This is a genomic window from Sphingobacterium sp. UBA5670 (genome assembly GCF_002420705.1).
GTDB lineage: Bacteria > Bacteroidota > Bacteroidia > Sphingobacteriales > Sphingobacteriaceae > Sphingobacterium.
The window spans coordinates 233,967-250,525 of record NZ_DIIM01000005.1 but is presented as its reverse complement, the minus strand read 5'-3'; the positions used below and the strand labels follow the sequence as shown (position 1 = coordinate 250,525).

Here is a 16,559-nt window from a genome sequence, read left to right as displayed (position 1 = left end):
TTATTGCTATTCAAAATCAGTATACAGCAGATACTTTTTACGCATTTGCTTATAGGCTTTCAAATCATCCGACCACGATGCACGAATCTGCGACTCGGATTCGCCTGCAAGAATCTGCTTACGTAACTGATCAGTACCTGCGAGCTTATCAAAAAATTCAGGCCTCGCAAAGAAAGTCGATTTATCAGGCGTCTTTTTATAAAAATCCAATAAATATTTTAGTGTGAACTTTTGTTTTTCAGGATCCAAAGCACGTAGATCCAGACCATAATTTGTTGCACCTTTCCCTTCTACATGCTTGGACATACCATGACGTTCACCCGGGGTAAATGTAAAAGAACCATACACCGGATTTGTATACCCCAAAACCTGAAAAGGCCAGTCGGTACCCCGCCCCACCGAAATATCAGTTCCTTCAAAAAGGCACAATGAAAGATAAAGCCGCACAGAAAGCTGATTTGGAAGACTTGGCGATGGAATAATCGGCAAATCGTACATCGTTTTGTGATCCCAATTTTGCACCTTTACCACCTGTATATCTGCCTGACGACCATTCTCAAGCCAACGTTCCCCATTGATCATCTGAGCTAACTCACCGATTGTTAAACCATGAATCATGGCTATTTTATGCCAAGAAACATCTGATTTAAACTTATCATCATGACGCACCGGCCCATCGACCTGGTCTCCATTTGGATTTGGGCGATCTAGTACAATTAATTTCTTATGATGCTTTGCACAAAGTTCCATCACACGATGCAAGGAAGTGATATAGGTATAAAAACGCGCTCCGACATCCTGTAGATCGAAAATCATTACATCGATGGAATTGACAATCGAATCCTGCTTCTTATTTCCACCATATAATGTAAATAGCGGCAAACCTGTCTTTTGGTCAATGTCATTTCCAAACTTTTCGCCACGTTCTACATTACCACGGAAGCCATGCTCAGGCGCAAATGCAAATTTTAAGTCAATCTTATTATCAAGCAAGACGTCGACAATATGCTTTTTATCGAACCCAACAATCGACGTCTGGTTCCCCATAATACCAACTTTTTTACCTTTTAATTGCGGCAGATATAAAGATAACTGATCTGCCCCTGGCACAATAGCGCTGTTCCTAATATCACCAGGAATGCTGTTTTCTGCTTTTTTATTAGCCTGAGTAGACTTCAAAGAATTTCCACAGGAAATAAAAGCAATAATAAAAACCAGAAAGGCAAGTTTTAACAAGGCATTTTTCATCATAAATAGATTTTAGATCACACAAAAATTGCAGCTTTATGCATGAATAATTGAAAATCAGAATAAAAGTAAGTAGAACTTTTCGTTTTTAAAATTAAAAACTACATAAAAACGCAAAAGAAAGTAAGTATTCACTTACATTTCAAAGAAACATAGCAGACTAAAGAAAGAACACGACATCAAATAAACAGCCACTAAATAAACACAACTAACTGAAAGAAAGATAATTAGACGGGAAAAATTTGAGTTACCAAAAAAAACACAAGTGTAAAAAACACACTAGCTCGTAACAAATTGAATACAATTAACATTTTGTTAACAAGACAGCAAAATACAGCAAATACGCAATTTATACTGCAAAACGATTGCATTTTGCATACTTTATAATTACATCCGCAAAAAATCGTATATCAACGCGAATCTCTTAAAGACAGATAAACTAAGGCAGCGGATTTAGTTTCAGATCAGGAAGATTTTTTCTCAGTTCATTCATAAATTTATCCCCCGGATCATCTTTTCCAGTGATATAATTGGGATCAGTTTCTTTCCACCAGCTCGTTTTCCTAAATCGTTGGTACTCATGGTGACCTAAAACAAATTCGATGGGATATTTTTTACTGAGGTAACGGATAAGCTCCTCGTTTGCTTTCAATTGCGCATCCGTTAATGGATGCTGTCGACTACCTATATTTTCTATCCCTATTGCACAATAATTGAGACCTATCGTATGTCGTGCAAATATAGAATCCGGTAAAAGCTGATAAATCGTGCCATCACGATCAATGACAAATTGCGAAGAAACATTCAGTGCGCTGGCTTTGGTCAATTCAGGTCTTCCCGGAAGCCGCGTAGGATTGAATGTATTGAAGGTCGCTCTAACGCTGTTATTTGCTGTCCAATGCACCACCACCATTTTGGGATGGATGACAGGAGCCGACTGCGTCAAGCCATGCCTATTTTTAAGGTAATCCAGCGAAAGCTGAATACGGTCTTTATCCCAGGTAATGGGTTTTTGAATAATCTTAGGTGATTGTGCCAAGAGCATAGATGTCAATAGCAAAAAAGCACCTGTCATTAAATAATTAGCGAATTTCATACGTTAAAATTACAAAACAAAGCCGTTAAAAAACGGCTTTGTACAATACATATTATTCAGCAATATCCCACCATACTGGAAAAGACCAGATATCATCACTTAAAGCACTTGGATGTGATGCCATTAGGCTTTGCGCATTGTAGTTGATCTCATGAGACACTTGTCTAACACGCCTGAATTGCTTACCGTCCGGTATCTTAGTTTTAGCTGCTGCTGTAACCGTGTACTCATAGGGAACGCTCCAGCCAGGATAAACATTGGCACTAAAATCGTAACGACGCATATCATTCCAGTTCTGTTGTGTAAAAGACATCGCTATAAACTTCTGTGTCATAATCTTCGCCAGCGTAATATCTCCCGAAGTTCCAATACCCTTATTGATAAATTCATCAATCTTACTTTGAACCATTGGAGATTTACTTTGGTTGACATTCCCATAAGTGGCCAACTTGAGATTCATTAAGTCGATGTGCCCCTGAATAGCAGCTTTATAAGCGGCAAAAGCACCAGCCTTATCACCTTTTTTAAATAACACCTCCGCCTTAATAAAATTCATTTCAACAGCCGTCAAGAGATGAGTCGGCGCATCAGGTCTTGAATAAAAAGTTCCACTTGCAGCAACAACACCATCGTCCCATTTATAAATATCAGGTGTTTTCTCTGCCTTTGCATTCGAGGTACTTCTGAACGAAACATATACGGTATCACCCCATCTGGCAGTATTCGCCGAATTGATATACCAACTATGCGGAGCCACAGAGCGGTTGTTACTTGTAATAGCAACATCTTTGGCATTATACGAGGCTACAATAGGCCCAGATTTCATGCGGATATCCGACTGCATATCAACTCCTTTAGAACGCAGCATTTTTTTCGGAATTCCATACTCTGCCCAGGGAATCAATTTATCTGCTCTCGGATCCTCAACATTTTTGTTATCAAAATTGGTCAATAAATTCTCATACCATTTGGTAACTAAAATATTCGAGTTCATCCCCACATTATCATAAACAATGGACGTCTTAACTGGATCTGCAAACAAAATATCACCAAGATTATCTCCCTGCACATCAACATGATTTACAATTGTACTTTCATTAATGGATAATGGCGCATTACTTAATGCAGCCAAAATATCATCGGGTTTGTACAAACTTGATTTTTTCGATAAGTTATTAAGCCAGCGCGCCTTTACCCCATAACACATCTTTATCCATTTCGAAACATCTCCACCGTTCCAGCTATCTCCCGCAGACAAAGCCGTAGCTGTAGCAGGCTGCTCCATCTTGAGATAAGCAATAGCCTCATCAATTTCCTTTAAGCAACCTTCAAAAATAGTTTTTCCATCATCAAATATAGGCGTAATTGCAGTGCCCAATGCCTCCGTATAAGGCATTTCCCCATACCAATCCGTCATCAACATAAACCCCATGGCACGAATAGCCTTCATTGCACCAATATAATGATATGCATTTTCTGCTTTGGCTTTTGCTTCTAAATCAGAGAAATTGGCTCCCGCTCCAACAAAAAAGAACTGATAAGGTGTAGTCGACATCCCTGCAATAGGATTCCATCCTGCGATCATGCTATTGGATGCAGTACTACTCGTAAAACTCAACTGTTGTGTCACAAAACCTGCCCTCGCACCAGCAGTACCTTGCGCGTATAAATAATAATGTTGAATCCATGCCAATCGACTATCAACCGACGCCACTGTGCTAGAAGGGGTATTAGGATCCACATTGATATCCAACCAACCCTTACTACAGGAAGAAAGACTAGCCACTCCTATCAACAAGGCCAATAAATATTTTGATTTTTTCATAATGTGCTTAGAATTTTAAATTAACACCAAAAGTTACACCAGCAGTGCTTGGCACTCCATTATAATCAATACCAACAGAACTCGAACCTGTCACTCCCGACCCTGCTGCACTAGCTTCTGGATCCAATCCTTTGTAATTAGTCAAAAGCCATAAATTCGTACCTGTCAACGTCGCTGTCAATCCTTTAATAACTTTGGAAACATTAGATTTTTTAAGCAAAGAATTTCCGAAATCATAAGAAACGGAAACAGTGCGTAATCTCAGCCAATTGGTTTTCGTCATAAAATTGGCACTTTCTTTTATATAGTGTACCCCCCAATAGTCTTGAATGATCTTTTTACCACTTGTTTGCGCTCCACTCACCAGATAGGATTCATTTGCATTGAATGTAAATGTTTTATCCTCATAAACTGGAGCGGCAGCTGTCCCGGTATTCACAACACCAGACAATGTCAATTCATCGCGCTCCAATGTACGCATGCTCAATCCATTAAGTGTCATCGCATAATCTGTTCCGTTATAAATATCACCGCCAATACGATAGTCCAACAAAAAGGAGAGGTTGAAATTTTTGTAGGTTAAACTATTATTTAAACCTCCAATTAATTTCGGCTCCCGATTTCCGATATTGTACGTAGTCGCATTATCACTCGTTGGCATACCCGTATTGGCATCAAGGATTAACTTACCATCCGGAGTACGCGCATATTTTGATCCAGAAATACCCATAAAGCTTCCACCATTGAATGACGCAGCCTTAGCATTACCAACTTGCACATCTGTTACATAAAGAATGTCCACCCCTGAAATCAGATTATCGACAGTTCCCTTATTCCGAGACATATTTAAGGTAAGATCCCATTCAAAATTTTCTCTTTTAATAGGTTTACCCGTTAAAGAGAGCTCCATACCTTTATTGTAAATATCTCCAGCATTGACCGAGACGAAAATATAACCTACAGACTGTCCTAAACGTGGCGAAAGAATCTGATTATACGAATTATTGGTATAATAAGCGTAATCTACGCCCAATCGACCATTTAAGAAACGTAATTCAGCCCCAATTTCAAAAGATCCCGTAGTTTCTGGCTTAAGATTTGGATTGCCTTTTGTCCAGCTATTTCCTGTTGCAATAATTCCACCTAAAGATTCTCTAGGTGTCCACAGATAGGTATTTGTAGCATATGGTGTTGCATCCTTACCTACACGGGCCCAAGAGGCACGCAACTTACCAAAGCTCAGCCAATCTGGACCTTTATCTTTCAGTAACTCCGTGAAAACAAAACTTCCTCCTACAGATGGATAAAAATAGGACTGATTTGCAACCGGAAGCGTGGATGTCCAGTCATTTCGACCGGTTACATTTAAGAAAAGGAAATTTTTATAAGAAGCCCGCAATTCACCATAGAGTCCATACAACCTTTTTTTGGAGGTAACTTCATCAAAAAGCTTATTTGCTTTATCGATATTTCCAAAACTATAGAAGTTATTAACGACAAAATCATACCCCATCCTTCTATTTGTATTCACCTTAGTCTCTTCAGCAAAATAACCGACCATAGCCCCCAAATCAAAATCGCCTACTTTCTTATTGAAGTTAGACATTAAATTGGAGGACCAATAGTTGAATTTCAAATCATTCTCAGACATCATACCGTTTTGCCAAAGTTGTTTAACTGCCCCGTTTTCAGCAATTAATGTCGAGTTTTTGGTTAAATAACTATCCATCCCAACACGATACGATACATTCCACCAATCAAAAATATTCATATTGGCATTAATACTTCCCGTTATCCGTTCTGTATTATCGGTCAATTTATTTTTATTAATCGTCCAATAAGGATTTTCAACATCATCCTGAAGCTCCTGTAAACCTTCGAACATCCGATACTTAGTCCCATCATCATTCAGATATTTCTTCATATCATCACTCCTCGACCAGCCATAAACTGAAGAAATTGCGCCAGCTCCTCCAGAACCGTACAACCCTGCAGAAGTTAAAGTTTTATCGGTATTTGCTAACGTATAGGCCACATTGGCTCCCACACTTAATTTGCCAAATTTTTGATCACCATTAAAACGAAACGCCGTTTTTCCATAACCTGTTTCTGGGATAATACCCTGTTGATCAAATCGTGATCCAGACAAATAAAAAGATCCGTTCTTATTACCCCCGGTAACATTGACTGTATTATCAAAAACAGTAGCCGTCCGGAAAAAGTCTCCAACATTATCATACACTTTGTCTCCTGACTTGAACTCCTCTCCCCAAGATTGTGTTGTATAACTATCTAATGTCCCAGCACTGTTGTAGTAGCCACGCTTGTACTTACCCTGTTGTTCCGGTAATCGATTAGCCCAATTTGCAGAAAAACGACTCGAAAAGCCAATTTCAACACGCCCTTCACTACCGCGTTTTGTGGTAATAACAACCGCTCCAGCCGCTGCACGTGAACCATATAAGGCCGCTGCCGCAGGACCTTTTAACACGGAAACATTTTCAATATCTTCTGGATTAATATCCATAACACGGTTGCTATTGGAAGTTGAAGTAGCCTGCATTCCATCAAATCCGCTATTTCCACCAATCGGTGTTGAATTGTCATAGATTATACCATCTACCACAAACAAGGGCTGATTGTCACGTTCCAACGACGTACCTCCCCGCAGAATAATCTGCGCACCTGCACCGGCAGCACCTGAAGATTGTGTTACGTTTACCCCCGCGATTTTACCTGCCAATGAATTGACCACGTTAGCAGTCTTGTTCTTCATCAACTCATCAGATTTAATATCCTGCACAGCGTAACCAAGCGCTCTCTTTTCCTTCTTAATCCCCATAGCCGTCACAACCACCTCTTCAAGCGCCTCCTCACTTCCTGAAAGCACAACGTTGATCGTTGCATTGGCACCAACTAATTGCTGTCTTTCTTGAGAACCCACGGCTCTAAAAATCAAAATGTCGCCTGGCTCCGCATTGATTGTGAAACTTCCGTCCGGTTTGGTCTGGGTACTGATAGATTTGCCTTTGATGCTCACGGTTACATTAGCCATAGTGCCGCCATCTGAGGCATTCGTCACTTTACCCGTTACAGTTTTGGTCTGTGCCCATAAACTGGTTGACAGCATCACCCCTGAACAGAATAAGAGAATTTTTTTATTCATGGTTTTTAGTTAGTTGTTAATAATTTTCCATAACGGGCGGTTCCAACCCAAGGTTTATATCAATTACTACACAATACTATGAAATGCTTCTAATTAATGCAAGTTTATGCGCAATTATTTGAAAAAGAAATAGCAATAAACACATTAACGCATAATCTGACAGCAAAACAACCGCAAATACCAATAAAAATAGATACAAAAATGCACAGCACAGCAAAATCGAAACAAAAACAACTTATAAAAGCATTTAGCAAGACAGTTTTACCGTCTGCCACATAAAATTCCTATACGATTGCAACAAAATGACCAATAACACGCAGTATCCAACAAACAACAGCGCCTTTAGACAATAAGATATTCAAATATGCAGGCTCATTTATAACAACAATGGTATTTACTCGAAAACGGGCGTGAGTGTCAACATTTGGTCAGTAGCTGTACAAATCTATTAATGAACCGAATCTGGTGCAAATCGGCCCCCAATCAAAGATATACTCAAATACTTTGAAGGTTGCAAGAAATACAGCCTAGGCAAGGGGCAAACGAAAAAACAGCGCTAGGAGGGCAGATTGATCTTTACATCAAAATGTTCCGTAATATAGGCCTGCTGCTCGGCGGAATCTGTCTCCAGATCATGAATCGCACGGTCTCTTTCTTTGTCAACCTCCATTTTCACCACACAACGGTAGAAACGAAATACATCTTTTTCAGTCTCCAAAATTAATCTTGGAACCCGGGCAGGCTTGCCTGTTTCATCTTTCGCCACCATCGTAAAATAAGAGGAATTACAATGCTTGGTTTCACCCGTTTGAATATTCATGGCTTCGACCCGAATACCGACTTCCATAGAAGAATTACCGACATAATTCACAGAAGCGATCAATGTCACTAATTCCCCCACATCAATAGGCTTCAAAAAATCAACTTTGCCAACGGACGCCGTCACACAATAATGCGCAGAAAATTTGGATGCTACAGCGAATGCGATCTGGTCCATCAATGATAAAATATAACCTCCGTGAATTTTACCCCCAAAATTAGCATTAGAGGGCAACATCAGCTGTGACATTCGAATCACAGAGTCGCTTACTGTTTTATAGATTTCTTCCATACCTATAAATTTACCTTCGATAAATCACAATTCAAAACAAAACCATTATGACCTCACACATACCGCGAATGATAATAGCCAACGAAAAGCTCCAACAGGGGGATAATGACACCATATCAAAAAAGGGATATCCAAAATTCAGATATCCCTTTTTTAAGTGTTTATGACACAACAGCTCGTTATTTTATCTTTTCTGCAGCATAAGGCCCTTCGTTACTTAAACGGTCAACAGCTTTAACTGCAACATACTCCAATTTTTTGTTGTTCAATGTCGTTGGAATATCCTTACTTGTGACTCCAGGTTCCAAAATCTCATATTGCCATACACCACCGTAGTTGAGATACAATACCCATTTTGCTACCTGATCGATTTGCTGATGTTGCCATTTCACAAAGACATGACCGCCTTGTGGAGTGACCAACAAAGTCGGCTTCAATAAGGGATTAGCATTCAACCATGGGCTAGTAGGCACCAATGCTTTAACCTGATAAGGACCATTAACCAAGGCTTGTGTCATAGCAGGATTTTTAGTCAATCCAGCCAAGCTCCAGTGGATCACACCTTCCCGGTTATCCGGTAATAGTGTCCTTGCTGCCTCCACTTGATTGACAATTTCCTGAACATACTCCGGACCGCGTCTACCAACGGTGTTGATACCTGGCCAAAGGTGGCGTCCCAACGTGTTTTCACTTTCCCACCATTTTAACAGCGCCGTATAACTCTGTTTAGCTGGCTGTATAGGCCAATATAGCTGGGGAGCAAAATAGTCAATCCAACCCTTATTCAACCATAATTTAGCATCTGCATAAAGCATATCATACTGGCTGGAGCCTTGAATTCCTGATGGATAACCTGGTTTCCAGATACCAAAAGGACTAATACCGAATTTTACAAAATTCTTCTCTCTCTTAATATCTTTATAAATACGTTCGATAAAGGTATTTACGCTATTTCTACGAAAGTCTCCGCGCGATAGATCCCCTCCATTGCGTTTGTATTCATTGTAACTATCCGAGTCCGGAAAATCCTGTCCGCCATTATATTCAGCATAAGGGTAGAAATAATCATCAAAATGTACACCATCGATATCATAACGTTTGACAATATCCATAACCACACGTGCTGCATGATCCTGTGTCGATTGTTTGGATGGATCAAACCAATAATAGCCCTGTCTCAATTTGACAACCGACTCGGGCATTTTGCGCGCCATAGAAGCCGATGTAACAGCACCGCCAGCGGTATGATGCGCACGATAAGGGTTCAACCAAACATGCAGCTCGATTCCTCTTTTATGCGCCTGTTCAACCCAGAAATCAAGTGGGTCGTAGTAAGGAGAGGGCGCTTGCCCTTCTGTACCGGTCAAAAAGAACGACCAAGGCTCAAGATCACTTTTATAGAATGCATCCGCCGATGGACGAACCTGGAAAATTACCGCATTAAAATTATTGTTTTTCAAAAAATCCAAGATACCAATCGCTTCCTGCTGTTGTTCAGCTGTACTCAGATTGTTCTTGCTGGGCCAATTGATATTGGCAACAGAAGCAACCCAGGCCGCCCGAAATTCACGTGGTAACTTGGGAAGATCGACAACAATTTCCTTCTTTTTTTCAGCAACAGGCTGCTCTTTCGTTTCAACTGTATTCTTTACCCTTTCTCGCTTGGGTATCGAGGGTGGATCTTTTTTTACAATTTCGACATTTGTAGTTGTGGTATTGACAGGCTCCTGCTTTTTATTTTTCTTGGATGAACAAGAAGACAAAACAAAAAGAGCCGTCGCTAAAAATAATAGGGAACGTTTCATCAATCTATAGAATAGTGTTTTTTCAAAATAACTAACGAAGATACATATAATATTAGTCAATCTGGGTCAAACGACCGATCTTGTCGGAAATAGGATCAGAACTTCAACTCGCCTTTGAAGATCACCTGCTCCAACTTAAAGTCGTCGTTAAAGACTATGACATTCGCCATGCTTCCCTTATTAAGGTTTCCAATATCCACTCTCTTTAAAAGGTTTGCCGGATACAGCGTAGCCATTCGGATCGCCTCATCGAGTGGTATGCCAACCTTTTGAACAGCATTTTTTACCCCCTCAAGCAAGGAGATTGCGGCCCCTGAAATGGTGCCGTCCGGCAAAGCATAATATCCATCGTTCAATACATGCTGATAAATATCTTTATCGCACGCGGCTACAGCATCGGTAATCATAAACAGGCGGGCTCCCATCTGACGTTTTGCAATTTTCACGGCTTCAAAACTTACATGATGCCCATCGATAATAATACTTGCTTGCGCTGTCGGATGATTAAAAATTGCACCGACCAACCCGACCTCACGATGATGTAAAGGCGACATTGCATTAAACAGGTGCGTACTCGTGGGGATTCCCAGATCGTAACCGCGCGTTCCCTCTTCGAAAGTCGCATCACTATGTCCTGCACTGAGCAGCAAATTGTAGCCCTGTAAGTGCTGTAACACATCGTCCGCTATACGTTCAGGCGCTATGGTCATCATCTTGACAACCTGATTTCCGACCAAAAGATCGTCAATATTTTCCTTTGTTGGCTCGATAATTAATTCCGCGGGATGTGCACCTCGTTTTTTAGGATTTAAAAAGGGTCCTTCCAGATGCAATCCTAAAAATGCATCGTGCTGAAAATCTGCCGCCACGCGAATGGCATCCTGAAAGACGGGTATGGTATTGGTCGCTAAGGTCATCATAAAAGAAGTTGTGCCTTTTTGGACCAAACCTTCGGTGATACGCTCCAGAGAGGCTACACTTCGCTCTGCCGAATAAAGGTCCGAGCCGTCACCATACAATTGAAGATCAATCAGCCCAGCGCAGATATTAGCTCCGTTCACCGGATAACTCACATAATCTGAAGGTATTTCATGATCATGGACAATCCCATCAATCTTACCTTCGCTGATCAGTAATGCCTTTTGCTCGAAAATCGCCTCACCTGAATATATTTTACCCCCAATTAATGCTACCTTATTCATAAAATTTCAATTTCGTTCACCAATTTACTAATATTCAAAAAATCTCAGCCATTTGTACAAGATTTTGTTTCACAGCTCAACAGAAAACCTTTCAAAGTTTTTAATCTTTTCATTTTAACTTTCTAATTTACTGTTGTAACTTAGTTCCATGTACTTTTTTAGAAAGCGTAACGCAGATCGCCCGACAAATGGAAGCATAAAAGCGATGCATATCATTAATGCAACGGCCATTATTGTCTTTTTATTGGGCCTGATCTACAAAATATTTTTTACCTCCTAAACACTGTAATCCATGTCAAAAAAAGAAATCTTAAATACCGACAACGCTCCTGCAGCAATTGGCCCCTATAACCAGGCAATCAAAGCCGGTAATACATTATACGTCTCTGGACAAATTCCTCTGATCCCAGAAACAATGGAGTTAATTTCATCAGGTGTAAAAGACGAAACACATCAGGTACTGAAAAATATAGAAGCTATTCTGACAAATGCTGGCTATACTTTTGAGGATGTTGTCAAGGCCTCCATTTTTCTGAGCGATATGGGTAATTTTGCCTTAGTCAATGAAGTCTATGCAGAATATTTTAAAGAAGCGCAACCAGCACGTGAGTGTGTTGCGGTAAAAACCCTTCCCAAGAATGTAAATGTCGAGATTTCGGTCATTGCCTGGAAAGATTAGTCCGTGGAAAACAGCAACGAAACAGCAAGCCGCGGAAAATATCTTTTCGCGGCTTTTTTGGCCCCTTTCATCTGGGGATTTATGTCTATCCCCGTACGGTGGATAAGGGATTATCCTGCCGAAGATATTCTGTATTTTAGAATAATCACTGCGCTCCTGGTACTCTGGATTTATCTTTTGCTTTTCCGCAGAAAAACCATGACTGCTGATATCCATAAGTTCCGGCTCCTACCTCGGACGGGCAAGCTTCGTCAGATCTGCCTTACCCTGCTGGCCTCGGGATTAATCTTTGGAAATTGGTTTACCTATATCTATGCCGTCAACCATATCAGCATCCAGTCTGCCGCATTGGCTTACCTGACCTGCCCACTCATCACCGCAGCTGGAGCCTATATCATACTCAGGGAACAATTGACCCTTTGGCAAAAAATAGCGCTTTTTATTGCTTTCGGCAGCGTCTGCCTGCTGGCTAATGGCTCATTAAACGATGTCCTCTGGGCGGCTACGATTGCCACCTGTTACGCTTTCTATCTAATTGTGCAACGGGTTTCCACCGGGTTTGACAAACTCCACCAATTGGTCGTCCAGCTCAGTATATGTGCCTTGTTTGTAATCCCTAAACTGATCTATAATCATCATGCAATCCCTGCTGAACCTCTGTTTTGGGGCACGATATTTCTTATCGCGTCTTTATTCACGATCATCCCCCTTTTCCTGAGCATGTATGCACTCATTGGCATTTCATCAACAACAACCGGTGTGCTCCTCTATATCAACCCACTGATCGCATTTACTTTAGCTGTAGCTTATTTTCAAGAACCTGTTTCGCCAATTAAGTATGTTGCTTATGGAATTATACTCCTCGCAATTATCTTATTTAATATCAAAAACATCAAAGAGACTTTTTCCGGATCAAGGGCACAGGCTAAAGGATAGATCACGCATATCCAGCAATAACTTTTTAGTCAAGTAAATGGTCTGAAATCCCATAGAACATATCTTCTTATCGTGAAAGACAAAATTACTATCTCTACTCAAAAAAATGACAAAACACATAACAAAATCATTATCAATACCTTAAATCGAAAAACAATACCAGATGTATCATTTTTGTTTCATAAAATTTTTGATTTTTGCTCAACTATAGTAAATTAGATTTTTATTAAGGGAAATCACACCGCTCTTTTCTTCCTATAACTAGGTATTGAATAGCTTATACTATTATAAATAATCACTTATTTCGCCCCCCGATTATTCAATATCCCCTCTTCTAACCAAAATGCTAAATGGAATTAGCCCATTTCATTAGAAATTTCACCGTTATGAAAATATGTATATAAAAAACTGAATATAACACATATACTATATGAATAACAAATTATACTCTACATTAAGGGTGTTAGGTATTGTTCCAACAATGCTTTTTTCAGCATCTTTATTGCACGCGCAAACCAACCAGATTAAGGGAACGGTTGTAGACGCTAAAACTAAAGCTCCTATTCCAGGTGCCACAATCAAAGTATTGGGCACTTCCAACGCAAGTTCAACGGATGTTAAAGGTGCATTCCAGATCAATGTCGACGACAAAAACCGTGTATTAAATATCAGTACTGTCGGTTATGAAAATAAGACAGTCACATTAGGACCTGGAGAAACGACAGTAACTGTAAGTCTCGATGAACAGACACAGCAACTGGAAAGTGTGGTCGTTACCGCTTTGGGTATTAGCCGTGCACAGAAATCATTAACATACTCTACACAACAGGTGAGTGGTGACGAACTAAACAAAGTTAAAAGCACCAACTTGGCCAATAATTTAAATGGTAAAGTCGCGGGTGTTAACATCGCTTCTAGCTCTTCTGGACCAGGTGGTTCAGCAAAAGTTATTTTGCGTGGTAACAAATCGGCCTCCGGCAACAACCAGGTACTTTACGTTGTGGATGGGGTTCCAATCAACAACCAGACATTGGCCAGCCAGCCAGACAACGTCTTCGGTGGACAGCGTGATGGTGGCGACCCTATTTCATTGATCAATCCAGAAGATATCGAAAACATCTCCGTATTAAAAGGAGCATCTGCAGCGGCATTATATGGTAGTCAAGCTGCCAACGGCGTTATCTTGGTCACAACAAAATCAGGCAAGCAAGGCCGCACAACGATCAATTTCTCATCAAGTGCACAGATAGAACAAGCTGTATCGACACCGAAATTCCAAAACCAGTACGGTCAAGGTTCAGGCGGTAAAAACAGTAACACCAGTGTGTTTAGCTGGGGAGACAAAACCAATGGCGCCAACTATGACAATGTAGGCGAATTTTTCCGCACAGGTAGCAACTTCACCAATTCATTGACATTATCCGGAGGTAACGAAAAAAATCAAACTTACTTCTCTTATGCCAATACCCTTGCTAAAGGTATACTTCCAGAAAATGACCTGATGCGTCACAATTTCAACCTCAAAGAGAGTGCTTCATTCTTTGATAATAAGTTGACCGTTGAAGGAAGCGCCAACTACATTACACAAAAATTGGACAATGCGCCTACTTCGGGTTTTTATTATAACCCCCTAGTTGGAACCTACCTATTACCTCGAAGCTTAAATATCGCGGATTATAAAAATTACGAAACCTTCAACACAAGTCGTAATCTCTATGATCAAAACTGGTTTACACTTTCGGATGACGAGACAACTCAACAAAATCCATGGTGGATTATGAACCGTAATTCAACACGTTCTACACGCAATCGTCTACTCCTAAACGGTAGTGCTAAATACAAAATTGCGCCATGGATCAGCGTACAGGCCCGTGGTAGTGTAGACCGCACCAGCGAAGTATGGGACAGAAAAGCTTATGCAGGAACGCAACATATTTTAGCGCGTGAAAATGGAGCTTATAGCTATACCAATACTACGATCACCCAACAATATGGTGATTTGACCGCCAACATGAACTTTAATATTGGCGATAAATTACAGATCACCGGATTGGTTGGAACAAGTATCACCGACTGGAAAACAGAAGGTACAGACTTTACTAGCGGTAAAGATGGACTCAAAGTTCCCAATCAATTCTTTATCCAGAATACCAATACTCCGGTCACTTCGACATTGTCTGCTAATCGAAGACAATTACAATCGGTATTTGCATCGGCTAACTTAGCCTATGACAACTGGATTTATTTAGATCTGACTTCACGTTGGGATTGGTCGAGCACATTGGCCTATACACCGCAAAACCCATACGCTTATCCATCGGTGGGTTTGGGTGTTGTATTGAACGACAAACTTAATCTTCCAGAATTTGTGAATATGGCCAAAATCCGTGGTTCATACGCAAAAGTCGGAAACGACCTTCCTCCTTATACCACACTGCTCACTAACCGGGTAGATCCTTATGCGGTACTAACAGTAAATGACATTGCCTTCTTGAAAGAATTAAAGCCAGAGAAAACAGCTTCCTTGGAGATTGGTACGGAATGGCGCATGTGGAATAACCGTCTGAATGTAGACGTGACTTATTACAAAACAAACACCACTAATCAATTTTTCAAAATTGCAGCTGGAAATGCATCCCTCAACAACATGTATGCGGTTAATGCCGGAGACATTCAAAATCAAGGGGTAGAAGCATTGGTATCATTGGATGCGATCAGAAATGACGATTTCAAATGGACGACAAGCCTCAACTTTACGTACAATAAAAACAAAATCGTAAAACTTGCTGACGGTATTTCCGAATTTACACTAACAGGTGAAGGACGTAATAATTTTGCATCCAAATTGCAAGTTGGTGGTTCTTTCGGTGACATCTATGGACAGGACTTCGTTCGTGACGACCAAGGACGAATCCTTATCTCTGAGGACGGTATTCCACAGAAAAATAACAACTATACCAAGCTTGGAAACTCCAATCCAATTTGGCAAATGGGTTGGAACAACAGTTTTAATTATAAAAATTTCAACTTAAGCTTCTTGATCGACGGTAAATTTGACTACCAAGTGATGTCTGTGACACAAGCATTGCTTGACGGATACGGTGTCTCGAAAGCTAGTGGTGACGCTCGTGCCAATGGAGGTGTTAATATCAATGGTGTTACACCAAGCGGAAAAGCCGTAACAACGGTAGATGCCGAAAAATGGTATACTTCTACTGCCGGTATGGGCCCTGTTAGCAGTCAATATATTTATGACGGAACAGTAGTGAGATTGCGTGAATTGACTTTCGGCTATGACTTCAATATTAAAGACAGTTTCTTCAAAAAACTGCGTGTAAATGCTGTAGGAAGAAACCTATTCTATATTTCGAAAAAGGCTCCATTCGATCCTGAAGTAACGATGTCTACGGGTAATTCCTTAAGTGGTGTGGATATCTTTATGATGCCAGCAACACGTAACTATGGTCTTACGCTAAATGCAACTTTCTAAA

12 protein-coding genes are annotated in these 16,559 nt (G+C 40.5%); 5 read left to right on the top strand and 7 right to left on the bottom strand.

Annotated features, from left to right (window positions below; genetic code table 11):
• Positions 1 to 6: 6 nt before the first annotated feature.
• The 4 genes from B3C94_RS06580 to B3C94_RS06565 form a co-directional block, all read right to left on the bottom strand.
• Positions 7 to 1,251, bottom strand: a complete 1,245-nt coding sequence (locus tag B3C94_RS06580) for an exo-beta-N-acetylmuramidase NamZ family protein (protein ID WP_293900837.1) — start codon at positions 1,249 to 1,251, stop codon at positions 7 to 9.
• Between the two features lie 436 nt (positions 1,252 to 1,687).
• On the bottom strand, positions 1,688 to 2,344 hold the full coding sequence (locus B3C94_RS06575) for an N-acetylmuramoyl-L-alanine amidase (RefSeq protein WP_293900834.1): 657 nt from the start codon (positions 2,342 to 2,344) through the stop codon (positions 1,688 to 1,690).
• 52 nt (positions 2,345 to 2,396) lie between these two features.
• Positions 2,397 to 4,169, bottom strand: coding sequence for a SusD/RagB family nutrient-binding outer membrane lipoprotein (locus B3C94_RS06570; protein WP_293900832.1), 1,773 nt, complete (start codon positions 4,167 to 4,169; stop codon positions 2,397 to 2,399).
• 7 nt (positions 4,170 to 4,176) lie between these two features.
• The gene (locus B3C94_RS06565; RefSeq protein WP_293900830.1) at positions 4,177 to 7,335 is read right to left on the bottom strand and encodes a SusC/RagA family TonB-linked outer membrane protein; all 3,159 of its coding nucleotides are present in this window, start codon (positions 7,333 to 7,335) and stop codon (positions 4,177 to 4,179) included.
• A 96-nt stretch (positions 7,336 to 7,431) separates the two neighbouring features.
• Between B3C94_RS06565 and B3C94_RS06560 the strand changes: the two genes are divergently transcribed.
• Positions 7,432 to 7,614 carry a hypothetical protein gene (locus tag B3C94_RS06560; RefSeq protein WP_293900827.1) on the top strand — a complete coding sequence of 61 codons (183 nt, stop codon included), beginning with the start codon at positions 7,432 to 7,434 and terminating at the stop codon, positions 7,612 to 7,614.
• Between the two features lie 277 nt (positions 7,615 to 7,891).
• Here the strand turns inward: B3C94_RS06560 and B3C94_RS06555 are convergent, their stop codons facing one another.
• The 3 genes from B3C94_RS06555 to nagA form a co-directional block, all read right to left on the bottom strand.
• Entirely contained in the window at positions 7,892 to 8,446 is a 555-nt protein-coding gene (locus B3C94_RS06555; protein WP_293900824.1) for an acyl-CoA thioesterase, read from the bottom strand.
• A gap of 179 nt (positions 8,447 to 8,625) precedes the next feature.
• On the bottom strand, positions 8,626 to 10,251 hold the full coding sequence (locus B3C94_RS06550; protein ID WP_293900821.1) for a glycoside hydrolase family 10 protein: 1,626 nt from the start codon (positions 10,249 to 10,251) through the stop codon (positions 8,626 to 8,628).
• A 95-nt stretch (positions 10,252 to 10,346) separates the two neighbouring features.
• Positions 10,347 to 11,453, bottom strand: a complete 1,107-nt coding sequence (gene nagA, locus B3C94_RS06545) for an N-acetylglucosamine-6-phosphate deacetylase (protein ID WP_293900818.1) — start codon at positions 11,451 to 11,453, stop codon at positions 10,347 to 10,349.
• Between the two features lie 148 nt (positions 11,454 to 11,601).
• On the opposite strand from nagA, the gene B3C94_RS23475 reads away from it, so the two are divergent.
• The 4 genes from B3C94_RS23475 (at position 11,602) to B3C94_RS06530 (ending at position 16,558) form a co-directional block, all read left to right on the top strand.
• Positions 11,602 to 11,733: a DUF6728 family protein gene (locus tag B3C94_RS23475; protein ID WP_312128511.1), complete on the top strand. Its 132-nt coding sequence runs from the start codon at positions 11,602 to 11,604 to the stop codon at positions 11,731 to 11,733.
• Between the two features lie 12 nt (positions 11,734 to 11,745).
• On the top strand, positions 11,746 to 12,132 hold the full coding sequence (locus tag B3C94_RS06540; protein WP_293900815.1) for a RidA family protein: 387 nt from the start codon (positions 11,746 to 11,748) through the stop codon (positions 12,130 to 12,132).
• A gap of 3 nt (positions 12,133 to 12,135) precedes the next feature.
• Positions 12,136 to 13,068: an EamA family transporter gene (locus B3C94_RS06535; protein WP_293900812.1), complete on the top strand. Its 933-nt coding sequence runs from the start codon at positions 12,136 to 12,138 to the stop codon at positions 13,066 to 13,068.
• A 430-nt stretch (positions 13,069 to 13,498) separates the two neighbouring features.
• The gene (locus B3C94_RS06530; protein WP_293900809.1) at positions 13,499 to 16,558 is read left to right on the top strand and encodes a SusC/RagA family TonB-linked outer membrane protein; all 3,060 of its coding nucleotides are present in this window, start codon (positions 13,499 to 13,501) and stop codon (positions 16,556 to 16,558) included.
• Position 16,559 lies beyond the last annotated feature (1 nt).

Bases quoted from the DNA above. Each gene is read 5' to 3' on its own strand.
- B3C94_RS06580 (WP_293900837.1), bottom strand. From the start codon at position 1,251: ATGATGAAAAATGCCTTGTTAAAACTTGCCTTTCTGGTTTTTATTATT.
- B3C94_RS06575 (WP_293900834.1), bottom strand. From the start codon at position 2,344: ATGAAATTCGCTAATTATTTAATGACAGGTGCTTTTTTGCTATTGACA.
- B3C94_RS06570 (WP_293900832.1), bottom strand. From the start codon at position 4,169: ATGAAAAAATCAAAATATTTATTGGCCTTGTTGATAGGAGTGGCTAGT.
- B3C94_RS06565 (WP_293900830.1), bottom strand. From the start codon at position 7,335: ATGAATAAAAAAATTCTCTTATTCTGTTCAGGGGTGATGCTGTCAACC.
- B3C94_RS06560 (WP_293900827.1), top strand. From the start codon at position 7,432: ATGCAAGTTTATGCGCAATTATTTGAAAAAGAAATAGCAATAAACACA.
- B3C94_RS06555 (WP_293900824.1), bottom strand. From the start codon at position 8,446: ATGGAAGAAATCTATAAAACAGTAAGCGACTCTGTGATTCGAATGTCA.
- B3C94_RS06550 (WP_293900821.1), bottom strand. From the start codon at position 10,251: ATGAAACGTTCCCTATTATTTTTAGCGACGGCTCTTTTTGTTTTGTCT.
- nagA (WP_293900818.1), bottom strand. From the start codon at position 11,453: ATGAATAAGGTAGCATTAATTGGGGGTAAAATATATTCAGGTGAGGCG.
- B3C94_RS23475 (WP_312128511.1), top strand. From the start codon at position 11,602: ATGTACTTTTTTAGAAAGCGTAACGCAGATCGCCCGACAAATGGAAGC.
- B3C94_RS06540 (WP_293900815.1), top strand. From the start codon at position 11,746: ATGTCAAAAAAAGAAATCTTAAATACCGACAACGCTCCTGCAGCAATT.
- B3C94_RS06530 (WP_293900809.1), top strand. From the start codon at position 13,499: ATGAATAACAAATTATACTCTACATTAAGGGTGTTAGGTATTGTTCCA.